General features: G+C 65.3%; 20 protein-coding genes and 1 tRNA gene. 13 read left to right on the top strand and 8 right to left on the bottom strand.

Annotated elements, in window-relative coordinates; translation table 11 throughout:
- Positions 1–13: 13 nt before the first annotated feature.
- Both VFP86_07130 and VFP86_07125 read right to left on the bottom strand, forming a co-directional pair.
- Entirely contained in the window at positions 14–2,452 is a 2,439-nt protein-coding gene (locus VFP86_07130) for a molybdopterin-dependent oxidoreductase (protein HET8999401.1), read from the bottom strand.
- 80 nt (positions 2,453–2,532) lie between these two features.
- Positions 2,533–3,420: a hypothetical protein gene (locus VFP86_07125; GenBank protein HET8999400.1), complete on the bottom strand. Its 888-nt coding sequence runs from the start codon at positions 3,418–3,420 to the stop codon at positions 2,533–2,535.
- Positions 3,421–3,562: 142 nt separating this feature from the next.
- Here VFP86_07125 and VFP86_07120 point away from each other — a divergent pair, with 142 nt between their 5' ends.
- Positions 3,563–3,871: a cupin domain-containing protein gene (locus tag VFP86_07120; GenBank protein HET8999399.1), complete on the top strand. Its 309-nt coding sequence runs from the start codon at positions 3,563–3,565 to the stop codon at positions 3,869–3,871.
- Positions 3,872–3,880: 9 nt separating this feature from the next.
- Positions 3,881–4,453, top strand: a complete 573-nt coding sequence (locus VFP86_07115; GenBank protein HET8999398.1) for a peroxiredoxin — start codon at positions 3,881–3,883, stop codon at positions 4,451–4,453.
- Between the two features lie 30 nt (positions 4,454–4,483).
- On the opposite strand, the gene VFP86_07110 is transcribed toward VFP86_07115, so the two are convergent.
- From VFP86_07110 to VFP86_07095, 4 genes are read right to left on the bottom strand one after another with little or no spacing between them, the layout of a single operon-like run.
- Positions 4,484–4,888 carry a PPOX class F420-dependent oxidoreductase gene (locus VFP86_07110; GenBank protein HET8999397.1) on the bottom strand — a complete coding sequence of 135 codons (405 nt, stop codon included), beginning with the start codon at positions 4,886–4,888 and terminating at the stop codon, positions 4,484–4,486.
- A gap of 23 nt (positions 4,889–4,911) precedes the next feature.
- The gene (locus VFP86_07105; protein HET8999396.1) at positions 4,912–5,121 is read right to left on the bottom strand and encodes a heavy-metal-associated domain-containing protein; all 210 of its coding nucleotides are present in this window, start codon (positions 5,119–5,121) and stop codon (positions 4,912–4,914) included.
- Positions 5,118–7,406, bottom strand: coding sequence for a heavy metal translocating P-type ATPase (locus VFP86_07100; GenBank protein ID HET8999395.1), 2,289 nt, complete (start codon positions 7,404–7,406; stop codon positions 5,118–5,120). Before VFP86_07100 ends, VFP86_07105 begins: the two co-directional genes overlap by 4 nt.
- A 6-nt stretch (positions 7,407–7,412) precedes the next feature.
- The gene (locus tag VFP86_07095; GenBank protein HET8999394.1) at positions 7,413–7,709 is read right to left on the bottom strand and encodes a metal-sensitive transcriptional regulator; all 297 of its coding nucleotides are present in this window, start codon (positions 7,707–7,709) and stop codon (positions 7,413–7,415) included.
- A gap of 219 nt (positions 7,710–7,928) precedes the next feature.
- Between VFP86_07095 and VFP86_07090 the strand changes: the two genes are divergently transcribed.
- From VFP86_07090 to VFP86_07045, 10 genes are all read left to right on the top strand, one after another.
- On the top strand, positions 7,929–9,674 hold the full coding sequence (locus tag VFP86_07090) for a Rieske (2Fe-2S) protein (protein ID HET8999393.1): 1,746 nt from the start codon (positions 7,929–7,931) through the stop codon (positions 9,672–9,674).
- A 132-nt stretch (positions 9,675–9,806) separates the two neighbouring features.
- Positions 9,807–11,606: a peptide ABC transporter substrate-binding protein gene (locus VFP86_07085; GenBank protein ID HET8999392.1), complete on the top strand. Its 1,800-nt coding sequence runs from the start codon at positions 9,807–9,809 to the stop codon at positions 11,604–11,606.
- Between the two features lie 33 nt (positions 11,607–11,639).
- Positions 11,640–13,442 (top strand): peptide ABC transporter substrate-binding protein, encoded by a 1,803-nt coding sequence (locus VFP86_07080; GenBank protein HET8999391.1) that lies wholly within the window; start codon positions 11,640–11,642, stop codon positions 13,440–13,442.
- Positions 13,443–13,476: 34 nt separating this feature from the next.
- Complete coding sequence (locus tag VFP86_07075) at positions 13,477–14,421, top strand: ABC transporter permease (protein HET8999390.1); 945 nt, start codon at positions 13,477–13,479, stop codon at positions 14,419–14,421.
- A complete protein-coding gene (locus VFP86_07070) occupies positions 14,414–15,370 on the top strand; it encodes an ABC transporter permease (protein ID HET8999389.1) in 957 nt (318 codons plus the stop codon). Before VFP86_07075 ends, VFP86_07070 begins: the two co-directional genes overlap by 8 nt.
- Positions 15,371–15,560: 190 nt before the next feature.
- Positions 15,561–16,736 carry a fructose 1,6-bisphosphatase gene (locus VFP86_07065; protein HET8999388.1) on the top strand — a complete coding sequence of 392 codons (1,176 nt, stop codon included), beginning with the start codon at positions 15,561–15,563 and terminating at the stop codon, positions 16,734–16,736.
- A gap of 98 nt (positions 16,737–16,834) precedes the next feature.
- A complete protein-coding gene (locus tag VFP86_07060; GenBank protein HET8999387.1) occupies positions 16,835–18,637 on the top strand; it encodes an N-acetylmuramoyl-L-alanine amidase in 1,803 nt (600 codons plus the stop codon).
- 105 nt (positions 18,638–18,742) lie between these two features.
- Positions 18,743–19,477: a ribonuclease PH gene (rph, locus tag VFP86_07055; protein ID HET8999386.1), complete on the top strand. Its 735-nt coding sequence runs from the start codon at positions 18,743–18,745 to the stop codon at positions 19,475–19,477.
- The gene (rdgB, locus tag VFP86_07050) at positions 19,474–20,124 is read left to right on the top strand and encodes an RdgB/HAM1 family non-canonical purine NTP pyrophosphatase (GenBank protein ID HET8999385.1); all 651 of its coding nucleotides are present in this window, start codon (positions 19,474–19,476) and stop codon (positions 20,122–20,124) included. Before rph ends, rdgB begins: the two co-directional genes overlap by 4 nt.
- 42 nt (positions 20,125–20,166) lie before the next feature.
- Positions 20,167–20,865 carry a hypothetical protein gene (locus VFP86_07045; GenBank protein HET8999384.1) on the top strand — a complete coding sequence of 233 codons (699 nt, stop codon included), beginning with the start codon at positions 20,167–20,169 and terminating at the stop codon, positions 20,863–20,865.
- Between the two features lie 7 nt (positions 20,866–20,872).
- Here the strand turns inward: VFP86_07045 and VFP86_07040 are convergent, their stop codons facing one another.
- Positions 20,873–22,537, bottom strand: a complete 1,665-nt coding sequence (locus tag VFP86_07040) for a DUF885 domain-containing protein (protein ID HET8999383.1) — start codon at positions 22,535–22,537, stop codon at positions 20,873–20,875.
- Positions 22,538–22,655: 118 nt separating this feature from the next.
- On the opposite strand from VFP86_07040, the gene VFP86_07035 reads away from it, so the two are divergent.
- Positions 22,656–22,732: transfer RNA gene (locus VFP86_07035), tRNA-Pro, on the top strand.
- 456 nt (positions 22,733–23,188) lie between these two features.
- On the opposite strand, the gene VFP86_07030 is transcribed toward VFP86_07035, so the two are convergent.
- Positions 23,189–24,550: a hypothetical protein gene (locus VFP86_07030; protein HET8999382.1), complete on the bottom strand. Its 1,362-nt coding sequence runs from the start codon at positions 24,548–24,550 to the stop codon at positions 23,189–23,191.
- Positions 24,551–24,628: the final 78 nt, after the last annotated feature.

Genomic DNA, 24,628 nt, shown 5'->3' with positions numbered 1-24,628 from the left:
GTCGCGGTGGGGATTACGGGCTTGGGGGTCCCGGCACCGTTCCTTGCGCGACGGGTCGAATCTGGCACAGGTAGGAGCGATGCGGCGCGGTGCCGCTGACTGGGTCGAGCGCGTCTGTGCCGATGAGCAGGTTGAAGTTGGCGCCCATCGGGCTGAAGGGATCGTAGCCGGGCGCGCCGAGTTCGGCACAGCCCTGCCACCAGCCATGCTCGCCGACCACCACACGGGGATCGAGGTCCGCGTTGAGCCGGGCGCGGGCGCGTACGCTGCCCTCCGGCGTCTCGATCGACACCCAGTCCCCGTTGGCGATCCCGCGTACCTGCGCCGCCGCGGGATGCAGCTCCACCTCGGGATGCCGGGCGCGCCTCCGCAGACTCGACAGCGCGCGGTGCTGGGTCTGGCAGAATAGCGACGGTTTCGCGCTCGTCAGGATCAGCGGAAAACGCGCAGCCAGATCGGGCCGCGCCACGGGGCCGACAGGCGGCTCAGAAAAATCCGGCAGCGGCGTGTAGCCGTGATCGAGAAAAGTTTGCGAGTAGAGTTCGATCTTGCGCGAAGGTGTTGCGAAGCCGCGGGGCACGCCGTTCGCGTCCGGCTCGGCATATTTGGCGTGGCGGGGTTGTAGCGGCACCCGCACGCCGCGGGGGGCGGCGCGCAGCTGCTCCAACGTCACGCCGGTCGGGGCCAGCTGATGGCGGTACGCGGCATCGATGTCGCCATTCCAGAACTGCGCCGCAAGTCCAAGCCGGCCCGCGAGATCGAAGATGATGTCGGTATCCGCGCGCGCTTCGCCGGGCGGCGGCACGACCGCCGGACGGAGCTGAATCAGTGACTGCGCCTCCTGGCTGACATCGAAGCCGATCTTCAACGCCTCGCGCTCAAAAGCCGAGGCGACCGGCAGCACCACATCGGCCAGCTCGGCAGTCGGGTTCATGAACAGATCGGCATGCGCGTAGAATGGCAACGCCTTGAGGGCCTCGCGCCCTTGCCTGCCGCCGGCATGGGCCAGCACCATGTTGGCGCCGAAGCCGATCACGACGCGGACCGGGTAGGGGTTCCCCTCCAGAATGGCCCGGTAGAGATCGCGGGTGGTCACGTAGCCCCACCGCGCCGGCCCGAGCGGGCGCTCGGCGAGGCCCACTGTCGGGGCCATATGGCGCGCCGACGGCAGCTCCTGGCCGTCGATCGGCGCGGCCGGCGGCGCCGCGAACAGCACATTGCCGCCGGGCCGGTCGAAAGAGCCGGTGAGGGCATACAGCAGCGACATGGCGCGCGCCGTCTGCGTGACGTTGGCGTGCTGCTCGTGGCCGCTCCACGCGTAATAGGACACCGGGCGCGCGTGCCAGATCAGCCGTGCGGCTTCCTCGACCTGGGCGCGCGGAATCCAGCAGATCGCTTCGACGGTCTCCGGCGTGTAGCGCCTGCAGAGCCGTCTATACAGCTCGAAGGCGGGGTGGCAGAGGACCTCGCCCCGCGGCGTGACGACACCGTATTCGCCGTCCAGCGCGAGATTGGTGCCGTCGCCCTCGTACCGCCCCGCGGTGGTGTCATACGGCACCGGCCGCGCCGCCACGCTGTCCCAGGAGAGGACGCGGCCCCCATCACCGCTCGGATTGAGGTCGCGCTCGGTCAGCACGCGGCCTGTGTCGGCGCGTACCAGGTGCGACCCGTTGCTCCAACTGCGGATGAAGTCGCGGTCGTACCAGCCGCGCTCGAGCATCACATTGGCGAGGCCGAGCGCCAGCGCGCCGTCGGTGCCGGGCCGCACCCTGAGCCAAAGATCGGCTTTGCCGGCAAGGCCGACATGGCGCGGGTCGATGACGATCAGCCGCATGCCGCGCCGGAGCGCTGCGACAACGGCGGTCGCGTGGGTGAGGCGGGTGAAGCTGGGGTTGTAGCCCCACAGGATCAGCACGCCGCTGTTCTCGATATCCGGCATGGCGCCCCCGGAGGAGGCGCCGACGCTGGCGACGCCATATGTGTAGCGCGTGGCGAAGGCGCGCCCCCACCCGCAGATGTCGAGGGTGATGTTCGCGTTTGGGGTGCCGAAGGCGTTCGCCAGCCGCCGGATGTAGCCGCTGGAATCCGCGATCGCGGTCGTGGAGGGGGAAGAGACGGTAAAGGCGACCGCGTGCGGTCCATGCCGTTCGGCGACCTCGCGCATCGCGGCGGCGGTCAGGTTCAGCGCCTGGTCCCAGCCGATCCGTTCCCAGCCGGGGTCGGGGTCGCCCTTCGGGCGGGTCCGGCGGAGCGGGTAGGTGAGTCTCTCCCGGTGGTACACGATTTCCGGAGCCGCCCGCCCCTTGGCGCAGATCGCCTGGCCGGTCGGGTGCGATGGGTCGGGGTCCAGCCGCGTGAAGCGACCATCTTCCACCGTCGCCACGGTGCCGCAGCGGGCGATGCAGAAGCCGCAATAGCCGTGGATGCGCTCAATAGCGGCGTGATCCGCCATGACCGGAATTTCCAGTTTGGTCCCCGAACTCCTTCGCAGCCCCGAAGTCCACCGTGCATAGTCAGATCGGAAATCGGGGCTCACACCACGTACCAGCGATCAACTTCGTCCTGTAGGCCGCTCAAGTCGGGGTACTGCTGCTCGATTTTTTCGATGAAGCGATCGGTCTCGTCTGCGGAAGGCACGACGTCGTGTGCGGGGATGTGGAACTCATAGACCGAGCGGCCTTCGTTGGAGAGGACCCTATCCACGATGAGGCTTGCCACATGACGATGTCGAAGCACGAGCCGGTAGACGCGTTCGTAAAGGCCGGGGTCATACGGCGGGGCCGCGGCGGGCTCGCCGTTGCGGTCGACTCCCAAAGCGCGCCCCGCATCGACCAGTTCGCCCCACAGAGCGCGAAGGACGTGCGGGGGCGCGTCTTCCCGCTCGCGGTCATGTACCGGCCGGTGGATGCGCCGGTCCCGTTCGGCTTCGAGGAACCGGCGAACCTCGAGCGAGGGGACTGGAATCACGAAGCGACACGAGCCTGCCGCGAGAAGTGGCTCGGCGGCGTCGTCCTCGCGGCGGGCCAGTTCGATGAAGCGATGGCCCACGAGCGGCGTCTCGCCGATCAGCAGGTGCCTGGATTCGGGGTGGTGGTGGTGCCATGCGACCATCGCGTGGCGCACCCAGACGCCGACCGCCTTTCGGATGACGCTGTGGGTTACCCCCTGCTCGGTTGGGTGCCGCACGCCCGCACGGCCGGCCTCGAACCGGGGACGAACCACGTCCCACTGCAAGAGGTGGATTTCGCGGCCGGCGGCGTGCGCGAGATGCGCCATTTGATGAATGAGCAGGCTCTTGCCCGTGCCCGGCAGTCCGGCGAAGAACACCAGGCGGCTGCCGGCGGCCAGCTGGTCGAGTTGGGCAGCCAGCCGTGGATCCTCGTGAACGACCAGGTGTCCCTTCGCATCGGGAGACGCCATTTGGGGCGGAGTATTCAGGGTATCTGAGCGCGAATTCCTCCGTGGCCCAAGCAGCCGGCAGGCTCCCCGGCTGGGTGACACGAAAGAGGAGAGGGATCGCCGCCGGCTGGAACCGTTCAGTCCGCGCGAGCGTAGACGAATCATGAAACGCGTTCAGACCGGCGGGATGCGGTCGTTCTTCCGGATCGTGGCCGGGACCGAGCGATCGCAGGCGGCGGTGATGGTGCTAGAGGCGGGCCAGTCGACCGGCGGAGATGACAACGTCCATCCCGATTCGGACCAATGGCTGTATGTCGTGTCCGGCTCGGGGGCCGCGGTGGTCGAGGGTCGTCGCGTCGAGCTGGACGCCGGTGCGCTGCTCTTGATCGAGGCCGGCGAGGCCCACGAAATCGTAAACAGCGGGGCGGAGTCGCTCGTGACGGTGAACGTCTACGCCCCGTCGGTCTACTGAGGGACGCAGATGGCGAGAACAGACAACCTGTACGAACTTCCACCGGACCTGCCTATGCCGATCGACGATGGAGCCTGCGATCATCTGCCGGGCGCACGCCTGCCCGCGGTGTCCTTGGCGTCCACGTCCGGCCGAGCGGTGAACCTCGGGGCGCTCCCCGAGCTGACGGTCATCTACTGCTACCCGCGCACCGGCCGGCCCGACGTCGAGATCCCAACAGGCTGGAATGAGATCCCCGGGGCGCGAGGCTGCACCCCCCAGGCGTGTGCCTTCCGAGATCATTATCAGGAACTGCGGCACCTGGGCGCGCAGGTGTTTGGCCTCAGCACGCAGACCACCGATGACCAGCGCGAGGCGGTCGAACGCCTTCACCTGCCCATGGAGCTGCTCAGCGACACTGAGTTGCGGTTTGCGCGTGCGCTCCGGTTGCCCACCTTTGAAGTGGAGTCGATGGTCCTCATCAAGCGGCTCACGTTGGTGGCTCTGCACGGGCGGATCATCAAACTCTTCTATCCGGTGTTCCCCCCTGATAAGAACGCCGAGGACGTGATTGCCTGGATCCAGCAGCAGCCACCGCGTTAGGCGACCACGCCGGCCGGTCGCCTCAGGTCGCTAGAGGTTGTGTGCGTCGACCCGTTCGGGGGCGATGTGGATGCTGACCCGATTCTTCGGGTTATCGCCGCCCGAATACGCATAGGGCTTCCCCATGTATCGCTGCGAGAGCCGGTCGATGCCTTTCGCGCCGTTATCCTTATCGAACTTCACAACCCGACCCTGGATCTGAACGTACTGGTACGGGTTCTCGCGATCGACAATCGCCAGGGTGACCTGGGGGTTGGCTTCCATGTTCCGCAGCTTTGTCCGGCCGGCGCTGGTGTTGATCAGGATCTCGCCGCCGGCACGCACGAACCACACGGGCGTCGCCTGCACGCGACCCGAACGAGATTGGGTGGCGAGGACAGCGAAATTTGGCTTCTCGAGAAACGTCTTGACGGGCTCCGGGATCGTCGCAGCCATCGATCTCTCCTCCCCCGTTTTGGTCAAGATGCGACCGGGTACCCTTCCTGCCGGAGAATCTCCTTCATCTTCTCGGTCGCGACCTGGGTTTCGTCGTAGGTGACGCGCACCTGCTTCGCCGTGATGTTCACGTCGAGGCGCTGGATCCCCTTGACCGGGGTCAGGGCCTCGCGGATGGTCCGCTCGCAGTGCTCGCATGAGATGCCGGGCACCGTCAGAACAACGGTGGTCATGGTCTCCCCTCCGTTCCAGAGTCGGGCCTCAATGATAGCGGTGGGCGGAAGCCCCGGAGCCGAAGGGCATTGGTCACCACGCTCACGCTGCTCATCGCCATCGCCGCCGCGGCGAGCACCGGGCTGAGCAGCACGTGGATCCAGGGATACAGCACGCCCATGGCGACAGGGATGAGCAGCACGTTGTACGCGAATGCCCAGATCAGCCCCTGGATGATGACCCCGACCGTCCTGCGCGAGAGGGCGATCGCCGTGGCGATCGTGCGGAGATCCCCGCCGATCAGCGTAATGTCAGAGGCGGCGATCGCGACGTCGGTCCCGGTCCCGATGGCGATCCCGAGATTGGCCTGCGCCAGCGCCGGCGCATCGTTGATGCCGTCGCCCACCATCGCCACGATCTTCCCCTCCGCCTGTAGCCGCTTTACCACGTCCGCTTTCTGATCCGGACGCACCTCGACGAGCACATGTGCCTGGTCGATCCCGGCCTCGCGCGCAATGGCGAGCGCGGTGCCGCGATGATCGCCCGTCACCATCCAGACCTCCAGTCCCAGGGCCCGCAGCAGTGTCATGGCGTCGCGCGACTCCGGTTTCAGCGTGTCGGCGACAGCGATCACGCCGGCCCCGCGGCCATCCACCGCGATGTAGAGCGGCGAGGCGCCGTCTTGGGCGCACGCCTCCGCTCGCTCCACGAGTCCATCGAGCGCCACGCGGTGCTGCTGCATCAACGACCGGTTGCCCAGCAACACTTCGCGACCGCCCACCCGGGCCCGGACGCCTTGACCCGCCAGCGCGTGAAAGTCTTCCGCTGCGGGGAGCGTCAGATCCAGGTGGCGGGCGCGGTCGACGATGGCCGTCCCAAGCGGGTGCTCAGAGCCGACCTCCGCCGCGGCACCCAGCTGGAGCAGCTCGCCTTCCGTCACACCGTCCACGGGGAGCACCTGTGTGACCCGAAGCGTGCCCCGCGTGAGGGTCCCGGTCTTGTCGAACACGATGGCCGTGATCCTCCGCGCCTGCTCCAGCGCCTCCCCGCCACGGATAAGGACGCCGAACTCTGCAGCCTTCCCGGTCCCGACCATAATTGCCGTGGGGGTGGCCAGCCCAAGCGCGCAGGGACAAGCGATGATGAGGACCGCGATCGCGGCGGTCAGGGCGAGCGTCAGGCGCGGTTCAGGTCCAAACGCGAGCCAGCCGGCAAATGTGAGGACGGCAATGATCAGGACGGCGGGGACGAAGTATGCGGAGACGGTGTCGGCGAGGCGCTGGATGGGGGCTTTCGATCCTTGTGCCGCCTCCACCAGCCGCACGATCTGGGCTAGCGTCGTGTCCCGCCCTATCTTCGTGGCGCGAAACAGAAACGATCCCGTCGCGTTGAGGGTGGCCCCGATGACGGTATCGCCCGGCCCCTTCACGACCGGGAGGCTCTCGCCGGTCAGCATGCTCTCGTCGACCGCCGACGTCCCCTCAACGAGGATCCCATCGACAGGGACCTTCTCGCCGGGCCGGACGCGGATGAGATCGCCGACCTGAACGGTCCCCACCGGGATTTCCTGTTCCGCGCCGCCGCGGATCACACGCGCCGTCTTCGGCCTGAGCTTCACGAGCGCTCCGATCGCCGCACCCGCCCGCGTCCGGGCCCGCGCCTCCATCCAGCGTCCGAGCAGGACGAGGGCGATGATGATCACGGCCGACTCGTAGTAGAGGTGGAACGGGAAACCCCAGCGCTGCGCCAGCGTTGGCCAGAGCGTCACGAACGCACTGTAGCCGTACGCCACGCTGGTGCCCATCGCGACCAATGTGTCCATGGTCGCGCCACCGTGGCGGCCCGCGGCCCATGCCGCTGCATAGAACACGCCGCCCGCCCAGAACTGCACGACCGTGGCGGCGATCAGGAACAATGGGTTCACGAGGTCCATCTCGAACCGCAGGGGCAGGTACATCGACGCCATCATCGCGAGCCCGACCGCCAGGCTCGTGATCCACTTTCGCCGAAGCTCGGTGAGCCCCCGTTCCGCCTCCGGCGCGCGCCCGTCCTCAGCGTTCCATGAGAAGGCGTCCTCCGGGGCGGGGGTGCGCGATCCGACCCGGTACCCGGCCTTCTCAACCGCGGCATCGAGTTGATCGCGGGTCGTCACCGATGTATCGACCGCGACGCGGGCCCTCCCGGTGGCCAGGTTCACGCTGGCCTCGCCGACCCCGTCGAGGCGCCCCAGCGCCCGCTCGATGCGGCGGACGCACGAGGCGCACGTCATGCCTTCGACCGGGAGGTCGATCACCGTATGCGCCATCGCCCCCTATCCTTGGCCGTTCTCGAAGACGTCCAGCAACTCCGAGACGACCCGTTCCCGCTCGCGCGCATCATCCGACTTGATCGCCGCGCTGACGCAGTGATTGAGGTGACGCTCCAGCAACAAGGCGTTGACCCGGTCGATGGCGCTCTGGACGGCCTTGGTCTGCTTGATCACGTCGACGCAGTACTGATCTTCCTCCACCATGCGCGTGATTCCGCGGAGGTGGCCCTCTACGCTCCGCAGGCGCGCGAGGATTTTCTCTTTTGCCCGAGGGTCGAACCCCACGACCGTTCTCGCCATCGCGTTGCCTCCCTTCCCCCCTGGGGGGGGTACATTCAGTGTACCCGCGGCCGCACAGGGAGTCAATCGTCCCCCTGTACGAAGGACCAGCCTGTGATCCGTCCCTGAGCCGGTGGCGGGGGGGTGAGCGGCGCGCTATCGTACTATAAAAGAGAGGGGCGCGAAGTCAGAGGAGCGCGACGTTCCATCCACCCACCGTCGATCTGAAAGGAGCACGAGATGAGTCGAGTTCGCACGGGGCTCGTGCACGCGGCCGGTCTGGCGGATGTTTACTCCCGGGGGTGCCTCGCCGTCCATCTCGACGGCCACGCGCTTGCACTGTTTGCACACGGGGACCGCATCTATGCCGTCGACAATCGCTGTCCGCACATGGGGTTTCCGCTCGACCGGGGGACGGTCAAGGACGGGATCCTGACCTGCCACTGGCACCATGCGAGATTCGACCTGGCGAGCGGCGGGACGTTCGACCAGTTTGCCGGTGACGTGCGGGCGTTCCCGGTCGAGATCCGAGGCGGCGAAGTCTGGGTGGATCTAGGGGCGGACCCCGATCCTCGCCCGTACCAGCAGGCGCGTCTGCGGATCGGGCTGGAACGGAACATCCCGCTCGTCCTCGCCAAGGGCGTCATCGCGCTGCTCGACGCGGGGGACGATCCCGTCGTGCCCTTCCGGGCCGGGGTAGAGTTCGGGACCCAGTACCGACGGGCCGGGTGGGGGCAGGGGTTGACGATCCTCGCGTGCATGATGAACCTCGTGCCGATCCTCTCGGCGAGCGACCGCCCCCGGGCCCTGTACCACGGGCTGTCGGCGGTATCGCGGGACAGCGACGGCCAGGCGCCACGGTTTGGCATCCGTCCGCTTCCAACACTCCACGCGGAGCCCCCTGCGCTCAAGCGTTGGTTCAGGCAATTCGTCGAGGTGCGGGACGCCGAGGGCGCGGAGCGCTGCGTCGTCTCCGCCGTGCGCGCCGGATGGGATCACCGCCAGATGGCCGATATGCTCTTCGCTGCGGCGACCGACCACCGGTACATCCAGATCGGCCACGTCCTCGACTTTACCAACAAGGCATTCGAGACCTTGGACGTTGCGGGATGGGAATACGCCGAGCCCGTACTGGCCAGCCTCGTCGGAGGGTACGCCGCCGCCGATCGCATGGAGGAGGACAACTCCTGGCGGCACCCCGTCGACCTGGTGCGCATTCTCGAAGGGGCGTTCGAGGAGCTCCCGGCCGCGCACCGCGGGGGGCGAGGGGATCACCCCCGGGAATGGGCGGGCCGGAACGCGCTGATCCCGGTCCTCCTGGGGACCGATCCGCAGGCGATCGCGAACGCCCTGCTGGATGGGCTTCGCGAGGGAGCCACAGAAGAAGAGCTGGCCGCGTCGGTTTCGTACGCGGCGGCCCTCCGGATCGCGCAGTTCCACACCGCCAACGAGTTTGGCGACTGGGATACCGCGCTCCACACCTTTACGTTCGCCAATGCGGTCCACCAGGGGCTGCATCGGGTCCGGTCGGACGAATTGCTGCGAGGCGTGTTCGACGCCGCGATGAGCGTCTATCTCGACCGGTTTCTCAATATCCCCCCGGCGCATCTGCCCGAGCCTCGGGCCGTGGAGGACCCCGAGGCGATCCTTCACGACCTCCCGGGACTGCTGGACCGCCAGCAACAGGTGAACGAGGCCGGCGGGCTCGCCGCACAGTATCTCCACAGCGGGGGTGCCCCCGAGAAGCTGCAGGCGGTGCTGGGCTTCGTGCTCCTGCGAGAGGACCGCGACTTCCACACGATCCAAACGGTGGAGGGGGCGTTCCGCCTCTTCGCCCGGCTTCGGGAAACCCCCGAGGCCCCAACGGCCCTGATCGCCGCGGCCCGCTACCTGGCCGCGCACGCGCCGACGGTGCGCGCGCAGGGGCAAACCTACCAGATCGCCTACCGTCTCCACCGGGGAGAACATCTCTTCGAGGAAGCCTAACCCACCGCGAACACCCCCAGTTCTTCGCGCGTATGATAAAGAAATCGTGAAGCCGGCGGCAGGCAGCGCAGCCGGAGGAGTTCTTAGGTACATCACGAATCCTGCCGAAGCCAATCACGGGGGGGGTAGCACATGCGAAAGGATGACGTGCATCAAATTGTCACACTGGGAAAGACCGGACGCCTCTCCCGGCGTGAGGTCATCGCCCACCTGGCGATGCTGGGGCTTTCCACAAGTGCGATCCTGTCGGCGCTCGCCGGGGCTGGGCTCCAACCCGCCCGCGCCGCCATGGGGAGGCGAGGAGAGAGCGGAGTGCTGAAACTGCTCTACTGGCAAGCGCCAACGATCGTGAACCCGCACCTCGCCATCGGGAGCAAAGATTTCCACGCCTCGCGGTTGTGCCTCGAGCCGCTGCTGACGGTGAACGCGGCCGGCGTATTCACGCCTGTGCTGGCCGCCGAGGTCCCCTCTCGGGCCAACGGGGGGCTGTCGCCTGATGGGAAGTCGGTGACCTACAAACTAAAGCCGGGGGTCAAATGGGCCGACGGCCAGCCGTTTACCTCCGTCGACGTGGCCTTCACACATCAGTTCGTCATCAACAAGGAGACAGGATCGACCACCTACGCGAGCTATGACAACATCGAAAAGGTGGAAGCGGTCAACCCCACCACCGTCAAGATCACGTTCAAAGCGCCAACCCCGGCTTGGTTCCTTCCGTTTGTCGGCGAGAACGGGATGGTGCTGCCCAAGCACGCGCTGGAAACCTTCGTCGGCGCCAACGCGCGGAACGCCCCCTTCAACCTGAAGTCGTTCGGCACGGGCCCCTATAAGGTTGACACGTTCCGGCCCGGCGATCTTGTCGTCTACTCGATCAACGAGAACTACCGAGAGCCCAGCAAACCGGCGTTCCAGCAGGTGCAGCTGAAAGGCGGCGGGGATGCGGTCTCCGCCGCGCGCGCCGTGCTGGAGACGGGGGAGTACGACTACGCGTGGAACCTGCAGGTGGAATGGCCGGTGCTGGAGGCGATGGCCCGGGCCGGCAAGGGCGTGGTCATCACCGAGGGCGGCGGCGGTGTCGAACAAGTCTTCTGCAACATGACCGATCCCAACAAGGAGATCGACGGCCAGCGCTCCTCCGTGAAGGCACCGCATCCCTTCCTCAGCGACCTCAAGGTCCGGCAGGCGTTTGGCCTGGGGCTCGACCGCGAGACCGTGGCGAAGCAGCTCTACGGCTTGGAGGGGGATCCTACGGTAAACGTGCTGACCACTCCGACCCGGTTCCGTTCCAAGAATCTCAAGCTGGTCTTCGACGTGGCCAAGGCCAACCAGCTGCTCGACGAAGCCGGCTGGCAGCGGGGTCCGGATGGCATCAGGCAAAAGGGCGGCGTGAAGCTGCAGGTCACCTATCAGACCAGCGTGAACACGCTCCGGCAAAAAGAGCAGGAGATCGTCAAGGCGGGGTGGGCGAAGATCGGCGTCGCGACCACGCTGAAGTCCGTGGACGCCGGGGTGTTCTTCAGCAGTTCGCCCGGGAACAACGATACCCTCGCCCACTTCTATACCGACGTGCAGATGTATACCGGGACGTTTGGCTCGCCGTTCCCCAGTTCGTACATGAACCGGTTCTACAGCGGTGATCCGGCAAAGGATCTGGCGCAGAAAGAAAATAACTGGTCCGGCCGGAATGTCAATCGCTGGGTGAACAAGGAGTTCAATCAGATGTTCGACCAGGCCCAGGTGGAGCTGGACCAGCAGAAGAACGACGCGCTCTGGGTCAAGATGAATGATCTGGTCGTCACCCAAGGGGCGTCGCTGCCGCTGATCGATCGACGCATCGTTTCAGCGCGGGCGAAGAGCTTGGACGTCGGCGAGAACATGAGCCCGTTCGACGACGAACCACGGAATATCGCGGACTGGCGGCGCAAGACCTAGACTGACCCAGAATCGTCTCAGGGGAGGCGACCCGTGAGCAACGACGAGGTGCGCGAGATCGTGACGCTCGGGACCACCGGGCGGCTTTCCCGGCGCGAGGTGATCGCCCGCCTGGCGATGCTCGGACTCTCCACGAGCGCGATGGCGTCGGCGCTCGCCGGGGCGGGGCTCCAGCCGGTCCGGGCCGCCATGAGTGGGAGGCGGGGAGACAACGGGGTCCTCAAACTGCTCTACTGGCAGGCGCCCACCATCGTGAACCCCCATCTCTCGCAGGGCGTCAAGGACTACCACGCCTCGCGCGTGTGCCTCGAGCCCCTCCTGACCGTGAATGCGGCGGGTGTCTTCACACCGGTGCTGGCGTCCGAGGTCCCGTCGCGGTCCAACGGCGGGCTCTCGGCCGATGGGAAGTCCGTGACCTACAAACTGAAGCCGGGGATCAAGTGGGGCGATGGGCGTCCGTTCACGGCCGCCGACGTGGTCTTCACGTACCAGTTCGTGATCAACAAGGAGTCTGGGGCGACGACCTACGCGGCGTTCGCCACCATCGATAAAGTCGAGGCCCCGGACCCCTCCACCGTCAAGATCACCTTCAAGGCCCCCACACCCGCGTGGTATCTGCCGTTTGTCGGCTCGAACGGGATGATTCTGCCGAAGCATGCCCTGGAATCCTACGTGGGCAGCAACGCCCGCAACGCTCCGTTCAACCTCAAGTCGTTCGGGACCGGACCGTACAAGGTGGAGTCGTTCCGCCCCGGCGACCTCGTCGTCTACTCGATCAACGAGTTCTACCGGGATCCCAACAAGCCCGCCTTCCAGCAGGTGCAGATCAAGGGAGGCGGTGACGCGACGTCGGCCGCGCGCGCGGTGCTCGAGACCGGCGAGTACGATTACGCCTGGAACCTTCAGGTGGAGTGGCCGGTGCTCGAGGCCATGACGAAGGCGGGCAAGGGTGTGGTCATCACGGAAGGGGGCGGCGGGGTCGAGCAGATCTACATAAACCAGACCGACCCCAACAAGGAGGTCGACGGGCAGCGCGCATCGATCAAGACGCCCCACTCGTTCCTGACGGACCTGAAAGTACGGCAGGCGTTCGGCCTGGCGGTCGACCGGGAGACGATAGCAAAGCAGCTGTACGGCCTGGAGGGGGACGCCACGCCGAACGTCCTCACGACGCCCTCGAAGCTCAACTCGAAGAATACGAAGAGCGTCTTCGACATCGCGAAAGCCAATCAGCTGCTCGACGAGGCCGGGTGGCAGAAGGGCCCCGACGGGATCCGCCAGAAGGGCGGCGTCAAGCTGCAGGTGACCTACGTCACCAGCGTCAACACGCTGCGGCAAAAAGAGCAGCAGATCGTCAAAGACGGCTGGGGGAAAGTCGGCATTGCCGTGACCCTGCAGTCCGTGGACGCGGGGGTGTTCTTCAGCAGCTCCCCAGGCAACAACGACACCGCCGCGCACTTCTACCGCGATGTGCAGATGTTCACCAACACGTTCACCTCCCCGTTCCCAGCGAACTACATGCGCCAGTACTATAGCGGCGATCCGGCCAAGGACATCGCGCAGAAAGAGAATAACTGGTCCGGCGACAACTACATTCGGTGGGTCAACAAGGAGTACAACCAGATGTATGACCAAGCGCTCGTCGAGCTGGATCCTACGAAGAACGATGCGCTCTGGATCAAGATGAACGATCTTGTGGTGTCGCAGGCGGTCTCGCTCCCGCTGATCTCTCGCAGGATCGTCTCGACGCGCGCCAAGAGCCTCAACGTCGCAGAGAACCTAAGCCCGTTCGACAGCGAGACGCGCAACATCGCCGACTGGAGGCGCACCGGGTAGGCCCGAAGCCGGGGTCCTCTCGGAGGCCGCGCCGATGACCGCGTATATCGCCCGCCGGCTGCTGGCTTCCGTTCCCACGCTGGTCCTGATCAGCATGGTCGTGTTTGGGATCCTGGCCCTGGCGCCGGGCGATCCCCTGGGACAGCTTGCCGCCAACCCCGACGTGCCGCCGGAGGTCCGGCTGAACATCCGCCATCAGCTGGGGCTGGACGAGCCGATCCCGATCCGGTACATGAAATGGGCGTCGGCGTTCGCGCGGGGGAACTGGGGGTATTCGTTCGGAAGCCACATGGAAGCGAGCCGGCTGATCCTGCAGCGGCTCCCTACCGACCTCTGGGTGGTGGGCGCCGCCTACCTCGTGGCGGTGTTCCTCGCGATTCCGATCGGCGTGCTCTCAGCCGTGAAGCAGTACTCGGTGTTCGATCAGATCTCGACGACGCTGGCGTTCATCGGCTTCTCGCTCCCCACGTTCTTCACCGGAGTGCTCTTGATCATCATTTTCAGCGTGCGATTGCACTGGCTTCCCTTCATCTTCAACGTCCAGGTCACCGATCCGGTGGGAATGCTCAAGCAGGCGGTCATGCCCGTGGCGGTGCTCGCGCTGTTCCAGTCCGCGGGGCTGATGCGGTTCGTGCGCTCGTCCATGCTGGACAACGTCAGCCAGGATTACGTCCGGACCGCCCGGGCCAAGGGGCTACGCGAGGGGGTGGTAATCATCCGCCACGTCCTGCGCAACGGGCTCATTCCGGTGGTGACGCTGCTGGCCCTGGGGCTTCCCGCGGTCTTCACGGGCGCCGTGGTCACAGAGCAGATCTTCCGGGTGCCGGGGATCGGCTCGCTCTTGATTGCCGGCATCCAGAACAACGACACGCCCGTGGTGATGGCGATCACGTTCCTCTACGCCATCCTCGTGGTATTCTTCAACCTCATCGCCGACGTCATCTACGGCGTGCTCGACCCCAGGATCAAGTATGGTTAGCGCGCAGCCGGACCGCGTCACCGAGCTGCCGGGCCGCACTCGCCTGGAGGTCGCCGCCGCGCGGCAGCGGTACACCCGCTCGCTGTGGGGCGACGCGTGGCGCCGGTTCCGGCGTCACCGCCTGGCGATGTTGGGGGCCCTGGCGTTCCTCTTCTTCGTCGCGGCCACGCTCGTCGGGCCGCTCATCTACCGCGCGGCTATCAACGCGATCGACTTCGGGGCGTCCATGGCAGCGCCGTCTCGGGCGCATCCGTTCGGGACGAACGATCTGGGCCAGGACATGCTGGCCCGCGTCCTGAACGGCGGCCGCATCTCGATCGCCGTGGGGATCGCGGCGATGCTGATGTCGGTGACCCTGGGCACGGTGGTAGGCGCGATCTCGGGATACTTCGGCCGGACAGCCGATCTCGTGCTGATGCGGATCACCGATGTGTTCATCTCGCTGCCGCAGCTACCGCTCCTCTTGCTCGTCATCTACCTCTTCCGCGACAGCCTGGCCCGGACATTCGGCCCGCAGCTGGGGATCTTCTGGCTGATCGTCGGCGTGATCGGGGGCCTCAACTGGATGCACACGGCCCGGCTGATCCGGGCGGGGTTCCTCGCGGTCAAGGAGCGGGAATTCATCGAAGCGGCACGGTGCATTGGGGTCGGCACGAGCCGGCAGATCTTCCGGCACATCCTGCCCAACGTGCTCAGCCCGGTGATCGTCTCGGCGACCTTATCCGTCGGGACGGCGATCATCGCCGAATCCACCCTCTCGTTTCTCGGGCTCGGGTTCCCCCCCGATGAGCCGACCTGGGGCCGGCTCCTCTACGACTCGCAGAATTACCTCTCACTTGCCCCCCACATGGCGCTCTTTCCGGGATTGATGATCTGCCTCACCGTGCTGTCGGTCAACTACGTCGGCGACGGGCTCCGGGACGCGCTCGACCCCACGCGCACCCTCTGATCCTCCCCCCGCAGTCATCTCTTTGATCTAACCCATGCGGATAGTTCTGCGGGTCCGCCCGCAGGAGCCGCCCCGCCCAACGAGAAGTGGGCCAACAAAACGCCCAAAGGATATAATAGAGCCTAGACGATTTCCTCAACACTCAGATTGCGCTCGCGAGGCTTTTGAGGCATCCCTTGGAGGTGCGGGAATGGCAGGGTCCACGGGTCGATCCCCAATCACGATCACGGCGATCAAAGCGGACGTAGGGAGTATCGGCGGGCACACCCAGCCCAGCGCCGAGATGCTCAGCGTGGCCTCCGAGATGGTGGGGGCCCAGCGCGGGAAGCTGCTGATCGATTTCCGCGTGACCCACACGGGGGACGACATCTGCCTGACGATGACCCACCGCCACGGCGTCGAAGCCGAGGCCGTGCACCGGCTCGCCTATGACGTCTTCCTCGCGGCCGGGTCCGTGGCGGAGCGCCAGGGGCTGTATGGGGCGAAGCAGGATATCCTCAAGAGCGAGTTCTCGGGCAACATCCAGGGGATGGGGCCCGGGGTGGCGGAGATGGAGATCGTGGAGCGAGCGGCCGAGCCCTTCATGGTGCTCACCGCCGACAAGACCGAGCCCGGCGCGTTCAACCTCCTGCTCTACCTGACGTTCTGCGACCCCATGTACTGCGGGGGGCTCCTGCTGAGCCCCGACGTCGGGAAGGGCTTTACGTTCACCGTCGTCGATGTCAACCATACCGAGGCGGAGCGGGAGATCACACTGAATGCTCCCGAAGATCTGTACGATCTCGCGGCGCTGCTGCGGGACACTGGGCGATTTGTCGTGAAGAGCATCACCTCTCGCGCGTACCCGGACGAGCAGGCGGCATCGCTGAGCACCACCCGGCTCAAGCACATCGCCGGCCGGTACGTGGGGAAGGACGACCCGGTGGCGATCGTGCGCACGCAGAAGATCTTCCCCGCGACCGAGGAGTTTGGGTTGGCGTTCAGCAAGATCCCCTTCGTCGCCGGGGACTGTCGCGGAAGCCACAACATGCCGCTCGCCCCGGTGCCCCTCAACACCGATTCCAGCATTTTTTACTGCCTGCCCATGGTGTCGGCGGCCGGGTACTCCATGAAGGACGGCGTCCTCGCCGGCCCGATGGATCTCTTCAGGAATAAGGTGTGGGAAGTGTTCTTGGAGCAGGCGGTGCGGAAGGGCGCGGAGATCCGCTCGCAAGGCTTCTTCAACCCGGCGATGCTCGGGATGGAGGAGCTGGAGTACGGCGGCATCATGGAGCGGCTCAAGGCGCTCGACCGGCGGTTTGTGCTCAATGGCAGCGGCGACGGTCACGCCGCCCGCAAGTCGCAGACGCACAGCCGAGGGCGATAGCCCCAGGATAACAAGGGTTCGCAGCGTGACCACGGCGGCCGGAGGACTCCGGCCGCCGTGGAATCGGTCGCCCGCGCGGCGCAGCTTCGGAGGACTGGATGAAGCAGGCGTGGACCGCGCTGGCGGTCGCCTCGATCCTCGCCCTATCTGTTTCGTCGTCCGTCTTCGCGGTCCCGGCTCAGAGCGGACGGCCTCGGGTGATTGTCAACGAGACCCCGGTTTCGTTTTCCACGCCTCCGGCTCTCGATCGCGGCGTGCTGGTGGCGCCGCTCGCCCCGCTCGCCAGAGCATTTGGCGCGACCGTGGCGTGGGAGCACGATGCCCGCGCAGGGACGGTGACCTCCCGCGCCGGCACCGTGGTCCGCCTCACCGTCGGCGATCCCACAGCGCTCGTGGCCGGGAGCCAGGTGACCCTACCGGTCTCCCCCGCCCGTCGGTCTGGAGCCGTGTGGGTCCCCGTCGCAGCGTTCCTCCGGACTCTTGGAGCCTACGTGAGGGTCAGCGGGGATGCGGACATCATCGAAGCGGTTTCTCAGGTGACGGGGATGACCTGGCATCGGGGCACCGATGGGCTCGTGGTCCGCGTGCACGCCACCGGTCCGGTGCAGACCCAGGTGTCTGTGCTGACAGACCCGGATCGTCTCGTGGTCGATATCCTCAGCGCCGTCGATAGCCTGAAGGACGCACGGATGGAAGTCGGCGATCCAGACGTGGTGGCCGTCCGGGCCGCCCAGTTCAGCGTTCGGCCGGATGTCACGAGGGTCGTCCTCGATCTGATTCGTCCTGTTCCCTACGCCGTCGCCGTCGATGGCGAGGGCGTGGCCGTCACCGTGTCCGGGACAGCCACGGCAGGGAACGCGCTTCCGAGGGACACGAACCCCGCGCCGACCGGTCCTCCGGAGGCACCCAATCAGGGTCCGGCAGTACGCGAGCCGGAGCACTCCAGCGGCGCCGCCGCCCCCGAGCCCCGCGCGGCCCCATCTCTTCCCGAGTTCGTCGACACTCCGGGGGCGTTCCATATCCGGGCGGTCGACTATCGGATCGCGGAAGGGACGGGACGGCTGACCATTCTGGCCTCTCAACCGGTGGCGCCCGTCGTCCGGCAGTTCACCTACCCGGATCGATTGGCCGTCGATCTCCCGGGCGGCCTGTTTCTTCCCCGGCGTGAGGACCTTGAGATCGGGAGCGACGCGGTCCGCAACATCGTGGTCGCGCAGTTGCAGGTCCAGCCGAACCTCACTCGAGTGCTGGTCTACTTCCATCGGAGGACGAGCGTGACGACGACATCGACCGATGGAGGCCGGACGCTGACGATCGCGCTCAGCGACATCGCGCGGGCCGCAAAGCGGCCCCCCGCGGTCGTCATTGATCCGGGCCACGGCGGCCCGGACAGCGGAGCGATCGGCCCCACGGGGGTCCGGGAGGCGGATGTCACGCTCGAGATCGGACACATGGTGCGGCAGGCCCTCGAGCATCAGCATGTGCGGGTGGTCCTGACACGGACCACCAACGCCCTGGTCGGGCTCGAGGACCGGCCGGACATCGCCCGTCGAGAAGGCGGCGTCGTCTTCGTCAGCATTCACGCGAATGCCAGTCAATACTCGTCGAAGAAGGGCACCGAGACGTACTACGCGACCCCCGAGAGCGCGTCACTCGCGGCCGTGATCCAGAGCGAGGTCGTGCAGGCGCTGGGTGAGCCCGACCGGGGAGTCCGGGCCGCCGACTTCTACGTCATCGTGAACTCCCCGATGCCCGCGGTGCTCCTCGAGACGGCCTTCATAAGCAATCCGGCAGAGGAGCGGCTCCTCCGGAGTCCTGCTACCCAGCGGCGGATTGCGGAGGCGATCGCCCGCGCGATCGTCCGGTACCTCGGCGCGCGCACCGCGGCGCCGGCCCCCTGAGCGTTCGAAGGAGCGGTTTGCCGCTGCCGCGAAGATACTGCGCGCTCGCGCCGAGGACCAATGCGCGGGACCACGTGAGCGATGCCCGGGAAGGAGCCCTCACGAGTGCAACGCAGCGACGGACGACGGCCGGATGAACTCCGCTCCTTGGTATTGCGGCGCCGGTACACGAAGTACGCCGAAGGCTCGGTGCTGGTCGAGTTAGGAGATACTCGCGTCGTCTGCACCGCGACCATCGAGGACCGCGTCCCTCCGTGGCTGCGCGGCGCCGGTCATGGCTGGTTGACGGCCGAGTACGGCATGCTGCCACGCGCGACGCAGGATCGGAGTCCCCGCGATGCCTCGACCGGCAAGGTCGGCGGCCGGGTCCACGAGATCCAGCGCCTGATCGGCCGGTCCCTCAGGGCCGTCATTGATCTCGAGCGGTTGGGAGAGCGGACGATCTGGGTGGATTGCGACGTCCTCCAGGCGGATGGGGGGACTCGAACGGCCTCCATCACCGGCGCGTTTGTCGCCGTCATGGACGCCCTGGCTCTGCTCAAGCGGACGGGGACGGTCTCCAAGTTGCCCGTGCGCGAGTTCCTGGCCGCGACCAGCGTCGGCATTATCGATGGCGTCCCCTCCCTCGACCTCACCTATTCAGAGGACTCCCGAGCCCGAGTGGATATGAACATCGTCATGACGGAGTCAGGGAAGTTCGTGGAGATCCAAGGAACCGGGGAGGGTGCGGCGTTCACCAAAGCAGAAGCCAACACCCTCATCGCCCTCGCGGAACGGGGGATCGTCACCCTGATCGCAAAGCAACGAGAGGCGCTGTCCGACATCCTCACCACTTCGTGAGCGTCGGCGCGGCGCGGGTCCGCTTCGCCCTGGCGACCCGAAACCTCGGGAAGATCCGCGAAGTGACGGCCATTTACGGTCACCTCGAGATCGGCTGGGTCTCCTTGATGGATCTCCCCCAGATCGGCGAAGTGGCGGAGGAGGGGGCGACCTACGCCGAGAATGCGGCGGCAAAGGCGCGTACGGTGTCGAGTGCCTCCGGCCTCACCGCCCTCGCCGACGATTCGGGACTCGAGATCGACGCGCTGGGGGGGTCCCCCGGCGTCCATTCCGCCAGATTCCTCGGTCCGGCGGCGACCGATGCCGAACGCAACATCCGGATCCTCCAATTGCTCCAGGAGCTTCCGGATCCGAAGCGCACGGCTCGGTACGTCGCCGCCGTAGCCCTGGCGCACCCCGACGGGACGGTCCATGTTTTCGAGGGCATCTGCGAGGGATGGATCGCGACGCGCCCTAGCGGCGCCGGGGGGTTTGGATACGATCCGATCTTTGTGCCGCGGGGGGAGACCAGAACGATGGCGGAGGTCCCTGCGGAGGTCAAGAATCGGATCAGCCATCGGGCCCGGGCGCTCCGGGCGGCAGAGCCCCACCTGGTCGAAATCCTGAATATGCCGGGGAAGGATCGACCGGCCGGAAGCGCCAAGTAATCGCGGAGGGCCACGTCTCCCCGACACCCGGAAAGGAGCGGAATGACCCTGAGTAAGTTTCTGACCTACTGGTCATTGACTTTCGCGATTCTCTTTATCTGGGCGTTTTCGGTCGCGGTGGCGTTAGCGGACGTCAAAGACGATCTCCTCGCCAAAGCCCGGAAACAGTTTGCGCGGGCGCGGCTCCGGCCCGTGAATCCGCTCGCCGGCCGGTCGGTCGCGGAGACGCTCGCACCGACCGCGATGGACGAGAAAGAACGGTGGGTCTTCCACCTCGTGAGCGCAATCGCCATCTCGCTTCGGCTCCAGGTGGGGATCCTCGTCCTGCAGGACTCGATGGGGCACTATCTGGTCCACTTTACGCAGGGCAAGCGTATGACCACGTATCGGGTTGACAAGGCGTGGGTGGCGGACGCCATGGCCGGCAAAGCCGACCAGCGGGAGCGCATCAATGCGGCCGTCGAGCAGTACCTCCGCCAAGAGTTCCTCGGCCAACCGATCGCCCCGAAGGCCGTCCCGGCACCGGCTAAGCCTGCGACCCCAGCGGCGCCGGGGGCCACCGCCCCGAAGCCCGCGGGCGCTGCGACACCCGCCCCCTCCACCGGACCGGCGCAGCCCGGGGAGGAGATGAGCCGAGAGGAACGGATCGCCGCCGCCAAAGCCAAGGCGGAGGCGATCAAAGCGCAGCGGGCCGCCGGCGGACCGCCGCCATCGCCACCGCCCCAAGAGCCCAAGCCGTAGGTCCCGCTTAGAGCGGGCGGGATGTGTCCGAGAGGAACCGCCGGCGAGCGAGCGGGACCGGAGGGGCGCCTAACTCCAGCAAGCGATCGTGGAACCGCCGTAGCGAAAACTGGCCGTGTTCTTCCTGCTTGAGATCGTCGCGTAGCTTCCTCAGCATCAACTTTCCCAAAGTGTAGTTGAGATACCCGGGATCGAAGGTCCCGCGCACCGCCTCGCGGTCGGCGGGGAGGGGGTCCATGTACGCGTCGGCCACGAACATTTCGGCTGCGGCGTCCTTGGTGAGCCCGCGCGTGTGCATCTCGATGGACACGAGGAACCGCACGTTCCGGAGGAGCGCCTCGGACAACTGCGCCAGTTGGAGGTGTGGGTCTCCCCCACGATAGCCGGCCTCGAGCATCATCTCCTCACAGTAGTGCGCCCATCCTTCCACGAACGAATAACTGGTGAGGACACGCCGGAGAGGCCGCGGCACCTGCTTCATATGGAGGAAATGGACATAGTGTCCCGGATAGACTTCGTGGATGCCGACGTCGCGCAGCGTCGCGTAGTCGAACTTGCGCAGCCACTCTTCGGCTTGCTCGGCCGTCCATCCGGGGTCGGGAGGCGTGACATAATAAAATGATTCCCCTGCGGTCTCGAACGGCCCCGAGGTATCCATCATCGCAAACGCCCACCGGGCGAACGGCGGCGTCTCCTCCACGCGGCAGCGGACCTGGGACGGGATCGCGACGAGCCCCTCAGCTTCGACAAATGCCCGTAGTTCTTCGAGCAGGTCTGCGGCCTCGGGAATGAGCCGTTCGGTCGACGGGTGATCCTGCGCCTGCCGCATCAGGATGTCGCGGACCGAAGCCCCGGCATCGATTCGTTTGACTGCGTCCCGGAGCCGGGCCGAGTTGCGGGCCAGATCCTCGCGGCCGATCTCGAGCAGGCGCTCGATGGGAAGATCGACCATCTCACCCAATTGCAACATCGAGCGGAAGTGGTCCTCCCCGATCGCAAACTCCTCGACGGCGTGCGGACGAACCTCATCCTCCAGATACTGCACGAACCGGCGGAGCGCAGCCACGGCGGCGTCGTTGGCGTGTTCGAACGCCTCCAGGAGCACGTCGGGATCGGCGGATCGCACCGCGCGTCTGAGGTCCTCTTCCTGAAACTGGATGGTCCCTGCGTAGACTTCGAGCGCGGTATCGAGAAACGGCCGGGGAACCCGCTCGCGGAGCGCCGCACGGGCCCCATCCAGATACTCGGGCACCTGTTGAAGATGCTCCGTCAGCGCCTTGACGCGTTCTTGAAACGGGGCATACTCTCGTTTAATGTAGCCGCTGACATCGATGGGCCCCGAGAATGCCAGGGGATTCCGCGTAAATTCGCGCAACTGCTCGAGTTCGAACAACTCTTCATCGATGGCCAGCCCGAGAAGGGTGTGGTCGTGCGCGTCATCGGGCCCGAACTCCGTCGCGCGGATCGCGTCCAATCGAGCGCGAAGGCCCCGAAGGCCTGTGACCCGCCGGGCACGCGCCGGTTCGCGGACGTCCGGCATCCGGCCATCGTACTCGTGCAGGCCCAGCCCGGCCGCCATGGTCGGGTAAGTCTCGAATAACGCCAGCAGGTAGGCTTCGGCGAGGGAGGCGAGCGAGGCCGAAGGAGAAGCACGTTCATCAGAATCAATCACGCCGACGTCCCCTTGGGTCAGGCTGGGAAGCGCCAGCGTATTCATCGCTTGTCGCGAGAATTCCTCGCTCGGGAATCGTTTGACGCGCTGCGCGGGGGCGTGATAGCATCGAAACACTCGGGGCGTGGCGCAGCTTGGTAGCGCGTCTGCTTTGGGAGCAGAAGGTCCCCGGTTCAAGTCCGGGCGCCCCGACCACTGTTAGAAAGATCATCTTACTTCGATTTGGGCAATATGAGAGCTCTTGACGCCAGATCTCAGCAACTGCGTGACCGATCTCACATGTTGTCTCATTTTCAGGATGGAGATCACGAGGAGATTCAGCCGCCAGCACACGACTTCCGAGATCAGTTGTCCCCGCATGATGTCGATGCAATTATCTACGATATAATTGAAATAGACACGATCGGAAAAAATAATCTTCGAAGTTCCTTCTCGCCAAGTCCCCCATCACTTTGTACATATTTCTTGTCGGATAATTCATGAGCGTATCTCAGTTTTTCCTCATTCGTCGTCCAAGCGCCTTGGCCAACCTCACACGACGTAATGAAGACTTTGAGTGGGCTTGTCGAAGGCGCGGTCCACCGCAACATCATTCCCGCAACGTTCCATAACCGCGACTTCAGATCCTACCATGACACCAGACCCCACCGACTAACTTCTCGCAGAGAGTACCCGGATTACCTCTTCTCCCTTTCGCGCAATGGAAGGGAAAAACACGAAGGGAATGATCGCAAACGCCGAAAGCATTGCCGCATGCCGCAAGAGCGCCGGAAGATACGCCGGAAGATAAGTGATCGCTTCCCCCAAGGGGAACCGGGCGCACGACAGGGGAACAGTGGTGGCTCCAATGAAGTTCATAGCAATGGACGCGCCCGCAGCAATCGCAAACGCCTTAGGCCAATGTTGGACGAGCTGTAGGGCCGGCAGTGCCAGAAAAGGAAGCGTGATCACAAGGTACCTGTTTGAGAAAGTACATCCCCCAACGGCATCATCTACGACCGAACCAAGGTACAGAAGAGCGACAGCGAGACAGCCCAAGAGCAAGATCACGTGTTCTTTCCTTGAAAAAAAGAGGCCTAACAGAAGGAATGGAGAGTAGAGGAACAGACCCTGGAAGTAGTTGTCGTAATTGTGAGCTCGCGGAAATGATTGGCCAAAAAAGAACATCTGAGCCGCGTACTGAAACGTAACATGTCCCAGCTCAAACCTGTTGCTGTTCACTGGTAATGGCGATCCTGGCCAGTCGCCGGTATGGTAGTAGGGAAAATCCAGCGGATTCCCCGTAATTTGGAAATTCAAGGCCAGGACGCATACAACAAACGGCAGTGCTGCTAAGATCGCCTTACCAATCTCCATTCTTCGCTGCTGGCTGAGATAGTTGAGATGGATGGCGATCGCCAGGAAGAGTGCCGGGTATTCGAAAAAAAACGCCGTGCCGCCGGCCGCCCCCGAGAGCCAAAACCAGTTCGTATTTTCCCGAGCCCGCAGTGTGAAGTAGAAACTTATCAACAGGAAAGCCGCGGCCGATGCGTGTGAAAAGAAAACCCCGGAAAGGAAGAATATCCCGGTACCTGCACCAAGGGCGAGTGCAACCAACAACCGTACTCTCTGCTTGGGAGCATATGACTTACTGATGGCGAAGAAAAGCATAGGAACAAGAGCTGCCAGGAGAGCAAACGGAATCTTCAACAGTTCCTCTGCGATGCCTCGATGTTTGGCAAAGGAAATACCTAGGTGGTAGAGGACCCAGTAAAGAGGAACGGCGCTGAGAGATTGTCCTGGGGCTTTATCAGTGTAGTAGTGCCCGCGCACGTACGCCCTGTCCTTGGTCAGCGGTGTATAAAGGGACTGGTCGATGGAAAACGTATGCTGTTCGACAATGGCCTGGACGAGAGCAAGCCGTGACGCCCCATTATAGCCGTCATCCCCCTTCGTGACGGTGGAAACATACAGGATGGAAAATAGCACAAATAGCAGTGCGGCTATCTTCTTGTCGAGCTCAGCAGTTGTCATAACGCCAGTGGCATGCCGCCCTCAAGCATCCGCCGCCTCCTGTCTCCCATCTACCGGAGTCGCCACTCCCTATTCACG

It is taken from the genome of bacterium, from assembly GCA_035703895.1.
GTDB lineage: Bacteria > Sysuimicrobiota > Sysuimicrobiia > Sysuimicrobiales > Segetimicrobiaceae > Segetimicrobium.
Note: the sequence above shows the minus strand (reverse complement) of the source record. Positions and strands in the feature narration are given on the sequence as shown.